This is a genomic window from Salipiger sp. PrR002, assembly GCF_010500775.1.
Lineage (GTDB): Bacteria > Pseudomonadota > Alphaproteobacteria > Rhodobacterales > Rhodobacteraceae > Salipiger.
In genome coordinates, this window is sequence record NZ_JAAGOU010000068.1 from 1 (window position 1) to 5,699 (window position 5,699).

The window sequence follows — 5,699 nt, forward strand, 5'->3', positions numbered from 1 at the left end:
AGACGTCACACGGCAAAAACGTCCCAAATCAATGGGGCGGAAACGGCGCATACAGATCACGGCGATCATTGACTACATCAAGAGCACATGGCCCGACCGGATCCGCGCGTCGCAGGAAAGCCGATCCCTTGCCGATGAGCAGGCGCAGCCATGACGGAAGAGGTCGAGGGAAATGCCGACCCTGTGTCGCGACGTAGTATCTCCGGGTTCGTGCTGGTTCCGCTGATAGCTTTTGCCCTCATGGTCCTGTTCGGTTGGGGGCTTTTCAGGGGTGGCGACGACTTGCCGTCGGCACTTCTCGGCAAACCCGTGCCCGACTTCGCGCTGCCCCCGGTGCTCGGCCGAGAAGAAGGTCTTTCGACGCAGGACCTGATCGGACACGTGTCACTGGTGAACGTCTTCGCCTCGTGGTGTGTGCCCTGCCGTGCCGAACACCCGTTGTTCATGGAGTTGAGTGCAACCGGTGAGGTGCCGCTCTACGGAATCAACTACAAGGACCCGCCCGATCAGGCGCGCGCCTGGCTCGACGAGTTGGGTGATCCCTACGCGCGCATCGGGGCCGACATCAACGGACGCGCCGGTATCGAATGGGGCGTCTATGGCGTGCCCGAAACCTACGTCATCGCGCCCGACGGCACCATCGCCTACCGCCATGTTGGTCCGATCACACGAGCAATCCTGCAGGAAACGCTGCTGCCGATCGTCCGTGACCACAAAACCCAATCCGCCAAGGAGAAAACGCCATGAAAAATCTGAAACCGCCGCTGATCGCCTGGGCACTGTCCGTCGGCGCGGCTTTCGCGACACCGCAAGGGTTTGCACTTCACGACACCCCGCAGCCTGTCGCCAATGTGCGCTACGAGAAAGATGACGGCAGCCGCGGAGACATGGAAGATTTTCGCGGCAAAGTGATCCTCGTGAATGTTTGGGCAACCTGGTGCGTCCCCTGCCGCGAAGAGATGCCGACGCTCGATGCGCTTCAGGCGGAACTTGGCGGCGACGACTTCGAAGTGGTTGCCCTTTCCATCGACCGGGCCGGATCACAAATCGTTCGGCGTTTCTACGACGAGATCGGTGTCACCAATCTCAATATGTATGTCGACCAGACCATGCTTTCGATGACCGCGCTGCGCACCGTTGGCCTGCCGACGACGATCCTGATCGACGCGCAGGGGCGGGAGCTCGGGCGACTGGTCGGCCCGGCCGAATGGGATGATCCCGAGATGGTGTCCTTTTTGCGAAGCTTTATTGAATGAATCCCAGCAAAAGTCCACTGCTCACCCTTGACCTTCCAGTTACTGGAATGACTAGCTTTTAATCATCGAAAGGACTTTCCGGATGACCGAAATATCACCTTCCAACATTGCTGTCGCGTAGCCCTTAATTGGGCTCTGCCTCACTTTGTGTGGTCAAACGGTAGCATTCTTGCCCGCAACAATTCTGGGCCGGCCCGACCGTACATGGCGCGTTTGAGGGTTTTCAGGCGGTTGATCTGACCTTCCGCCTGGCCGTTGCTCCAAGGCATCTCAATCGCGTTTTTGACCGCATCGAAGTCCCGGTTCAATGTGCGGGCAAAGCGCACGATCGGCACCAACTCGGTTTCGATTGCGTCGTCGATCCATGCAGGGAGCGGGCCTGCGTCGCGCCCACGCATGATACCGTTGAACCGCATGGCGAGGCTGCGCATCGATACGAAGGCGGGAGAGCGGGTCTTGAGAGCATCGACTTTACGCGCCTGATCCGAGGTGAGCTTGCCGCGCGGTTTGATGCACAGCGCGGCCGCGATGACCGGGGAGATCGCGTGCCCCGTTTCCGGGTCCCGCACCGGGTCCAGGATCTTGTGTTCTACCTTGGGATCGCTCGCTTGCTGTTCGGCTCTGCGCCAACCCGCCAGCAGCCGCTGCAAATGCGACTGGCTCCCCTCGTAACCACGCTCTTGGATCAGACTGAAAAGGGCGCTGCCAGTTCGAATGCCCTCCTTCCAGCTTTGGCTCAGGAACTCTTCAAAATACCATGGCGAACTCGGCTTCAAAGCGGCCCGCCTGCGGTCCGGTGGTGTTTCGAACTGCAGCCATTTCGCGATGCTGCGACGCGGAAACCCTGTTCGCCGCCCGATCTCGCTGCAGGAAAGTCCCTGATTTCGGAGCGCATGGATGGTGGTGAAAATCTCTTCCCGGGACGTCCTGTGCGCAAGGCGGGACTTCAGAAGGCTTCCGGCTGCGGTGATGTTGTCGGCGTCGGACAGCAGCGCCCTGCCGGTGGCACGGCCGTGAAGGTTCATCTGCTCCTCGATGGCCTGCCGCAGGTTTTGCACGATATGGAACCGGTCGGCGACCTGCTTTGCCTGCGGTGCCCCTTGCCGGGCAGCCTTGGCGTAGAGACCGCACCGATCTCTGCTGATCACTTCCACCTCGGGGTGTCGCTTTAGCCAGTTGGTGCAGGTGACGACATCTCGATCCTCGAGGATGTCGATGACCACGCGACGCTCCAGATCCACGATGATCGTGCCGTAGGTTTGCGATTTCCGCCAGCTCCAATCGTCGATCCCGATGATTGTCGGCGCCTCGGTGGTGCCTTGAGCACACCTTTTCAGCTGCCTGAGCACCGTGTCATCGCTGACCCCAAGGCTCAAACGATGCAACAACCGCTCCGCAGGCCGTCCGCCTGTCGCATGCCCAAGATGGCCGACAATCTCCCCTACACGCGAAGTACGACGTGCAAATGGACGCGCAATCGAGCTGATCTGGTCCGAGAAAGTCCGGCGCGGGCAAGCAGGCGCCAAACATCGCCAACGGCAAACTGCGAGATCAACCGTTACCGCGTCTCCATGCGCGGGATAATCCTGCAGCCACCGACGCCGCCAGCCATGACGTCGGCGTGAATGCAATCCACAGTCTGGGCAAATGCCGTTGGGTGCCAAGACGCCAGATACAATCCACCCGCCGGATTCACTTCGTTCAACGCTTTGAACTGCAACATCGCTGCCCGGCGACCAGTGCTTCTTCGAACTCACAACTATCCCTCCTGAATTTTCCAGTTTCAGGATAGTTGCGCCACACAAAGTGAGGCAGAGCCGATTTAAGGGCAACGCGACACGCCGTCACCGCGTCCAGGATCGCGGCCAGCGATGGAAGCGGCGCCATCTTCGCACCGCTCGCCATGGGCGGGGCAGGGGGGCTCCGTGTTAGTGGCCCGCCGGTCGATCGCCTCGCTCGCTGGCTTGAGGGAATGGCGACGTCGTGCCTGACTGCGATGCGTTACCTAGATGACATTGAGTCTTGGTTTGTGCGGGCAGAAACCGAAATGTCGCCGCTCTCGGGTAAGACCCCTCCGGCGCTGCTCGCCACACTTACGGAATGGCCACTCGTTTCTGCGCCAATGGCCGAGGCCATTACAGGCGCCAGTCGAACTGCCGTTCAGCGCAACCTTGCTTGGATGGAAGCGCGAGGGCTAATCCGTGAGGTAACGAGACAAGGGCGCTATCGGATGTGGTGCACCGCGAACTGAATGCTGCTGATGGGATTTCCGAATTCCTTGACGCACTTCTGTCCTCCATAGACCTATGCCCAGAAGGTGAGATGATCGGCAATCTCTGCAGCTATGCGCTGAGACGGCGCAGCCGCTTGTCGATCTCAGCCACGGGCAGGAAGACAGCATCATCCGCGCGCCAGACCTGCAGCGCGGAGATGAGAAGCTCGACCTCGCAGACACCGGCCGCGTGCAGTTCGTCAATGATCCAGAGTACGCCATGAACGCGCACGGCGCGGGCGGTGGCCACCTTGCGCAGCAGGTTGTCGCCGGTCAGGAGGATACCGTTCTCCTGGCAGGTTGTCGTCACGAGGGCGAAGCAGTCGTTGGCCGACAAGCGGCTATGTTCCCGCTTCAGTGCGAAAACCCGCGCGACCTCTTCGCCCGGCAGATCATAGGTGGCAAGGCCACCATCTTCGAGCATCCGCCATTCCTGCGCCGTGAAGTCGAGGAGCTCCTCCTCACGGATGGGCAGGGGCACGATGAACCGATAGGGCAGCCGCAGCAGGACGTGCAGCAACTCTCCCTTCTTCAGGTCGATCAGGCAGGACGCATCATTGACGACGATACAGGTCACTGGTCACGCGGCCCCCTGATGTCACGTTCGACAACGCTCAAAGGGAGCCCGAGCATCTGGGCAGCGCGAACAGGCGAAATCAACTCCTCGCCGAGCGCGCGCCAAACGAGGCGCTCGAAGCGTTGCGGCTTCTCGAAGGCCGCGAAACCCTCACCGGGACCGATAGGCTCCGGCTCTTCGCGCCGCCAGCTTCGCGCATAGGTCTTGAACGCATATTCCACAGCGCTCTTCGACAGAATGCCCACTTGGCCGAGCCGCACGAGCATCGCGGCGGCAGAGACTCCGTAGGTGCGCTTGAGCCGCATGATCTCTATCCAGGTCATGCCGTGCCGGTTCCGGCCAGCTTCCTCTTCCAGATGCTCGCGCGGGATAAGAAACGCCCCCGCGAAGCGGTGCATGGACGGCTCCTTTTTCAGCGCGACATTGCCGGTCTCGATGATGATCCGATGCGCGAGCTCATGGGCGAGGTTGAAGCGCTTGCGCTCGACGTTGGTGTGCCGCGAGACGACGATCACCTCAGTCGGTGCACCTTCCGCCCGCTCAACATGACAAGCCAGCCCGTTGATGCGCTCAGGTAGATCGGCCTCGATGACCTTGAGCCCCTTGTCTTCGAGCAGGGCGGTCATGCTTGGGATGGGGTCGATCCCGAGCTTCCACTCGCGCCGCACGTCCCGCGCTTTGGCGTCGATGGCCTCTTCATCGGCTACCATGTCCACGCGCAGCGCGGCGAACGGGTCTTCAGCCGGATGCAGGTCGAGGATGTCCTCGATGGCGAGATAGTCTTCGAGCTTCTCGATCACGATGGCTTCCGCCATCGCGCGATCCTGCGCCGAGGCAGTCGAGTTCTTCCGCCACTCGACGCTTTCCAGAGCTTCGACCTGGCCACCGACAAGAAAATCCAGCGACACGCCGAGCGCCTTTCCGAGGCCGACCAACACCGACGAGGACGGCATCATCTTGTCCGCTTCGTATTTGCTGATGGCCTGCGCCGACACGCTTGGGGTCACGCGGTCGGCGAGAGCTTGCATGGATAGGCCAGCCCGCTTGCGGGCAAGCCTGAGCCTTTGTCCGAACATGGTCCTCTCCCGGCGGTTGTTGTTTTGGTTGATAAGCGCCATTTCCTAATCTATATTTAAACACAAGGTTGGCAGAATCGTCAACCGAAATCGACATATGGAGCTTAAAATGTCTAAGAAAAATCAGCATGTTGTGCCGCATCAGGGCGGTTGGGCAGTGAAGGGGGCGGGCAACTCCCGCGCGTCTTCCGTCCATGGCACGCAGCGCGAGGCCATCGCGGCCGCGCGAGAATCCGCCATGCGCCAGGGCAGCGAGATGCTGATCCACGGCGAGAACGGTCGCATCCGCGAGCGTAACACCTACGGCAACGATCCCTTCCCTCCGAAGGGCTAACAGAAAAGGAACGACGCGATGGCTCGCATCGAAATGCGGTTCAATGGCCGCAAGATCGCCTCTGCCGCCCAGCTTCAGCGTGAGCTGACGCGCAGCATGGAGAAGCACGTTGAAGACAGCCTCAAGAAGGCTTGTGGCGCGACATCGCAGTTGAGTGCTGAGCGACATCGCAGGTGGATGACGG

Annotated in this window: 6 protein-coding genes and 1 pseudogene; 4 read left to right on the plus strand and 3 right to left on the minus strand. The window is 60.8% G+C overall.

The features are described 5' to 3' along the window. The first annotated feature begins 150 nt into the window (after positions 1 to 150). The gene (locus G0A00_RS25875; RefSeq protein ID WP_043772511.1) at positions 151 to 747 is read left to right on the plus strand and encodes a DsbE family thiol:disulfide interchange protein; all 597 of its coding nucleotides are present in this window, start codon (positions 151 to 153) and stop codon (positions 745 to 747) included. Next, entirely contained in the window at positions 744 to 1,256 is a 513-nt protein-coding gene (locus G0A00_RS25880) for a TlpA disulfide reductase family protein (RefSeq protein ID WP_043772509.1), read from the plus strand. Before G0A00_RS25875 ends, G0A00_RS25880 begins: the two co-directional genes overlap by 4 nt. Positions 1,257 to 1,396: 140 nt before the next feature. Here G0A00_RS25880 and G0A00_RS25885 read toward each other — a convergent pair whose 3' ends face one another. After that, positions 1,397 to 2,935, minus strand: a complete 1,539-nt coding sequence (locus tag G0A00_RS25885) for an ISL3 family transposase (protein WP_164185542.1) — start codon at positions 2,933 to 2,935, stop codon at positions 1,397 to 1,399. A 161-nt stretch (positions 2,936 to 3,096) separates the two neighbouring features. Here G0A00_RS25885 and G0A00_RS26685 point away from each other — a divergent pair. After that, positions 3,097 to 3,507: pseudogene (locus tag G0A00_RS26685) on the plus strand (hypothetical protein); the annotation flags it as partial. A gap of 91 nt (positions 3,508 to 3,598) precedes the next feature. On the opposite strand, the gene G0A00_RS25895 reads toward G0A00_RS26685, so the two are convergent. Then, the gene (locus G0A00_RS25895) at positions 3,599 to 4,105 is read right to left on the minus strand and encodes a hypothetical protein (protein ID WP_028095402.1); all 507 of its coding nucleotides are present in this window, start codon (positions 4,103 to 4,105) and stop codon (positions 3,599 to 3,601) included. Then, entirely contained in the window at positions 4,102 to 5,223 is a 1,122-nt protein-coding gene (locus G0A00_RS25900; RefSeq protein WP_028095403.1) for an ImmA/IrrE family metallo-endopeptidase, read from the minus strand. Before G0A00_RS25900 ends, G0A00_RS25895 begins: the two co-directional genes overlap by 4 nt. A gap of 67 nt (positions 5,224 to 5,290) precedes the next feature. Between G0A00_RS25900 and G0A00_RS25905 the strand changes: the two genes are divergently transcribed. After that, positions 5,291 to 5,515 carry a DUF2188 domain-containing protein gene (locus tag G0A00_RS25905; RefSeq protein WP_028095404.1) on the plus strand — a complete coding sequence of 75 codons (225 nt, stop codon included), beginning with the start codon at positions 5,291 to 5,293 and terminating at the stop codon, positions 5,513 to 5,515. Positions 5,516 to 5,699: the final 184 nt, after the last annotated feature.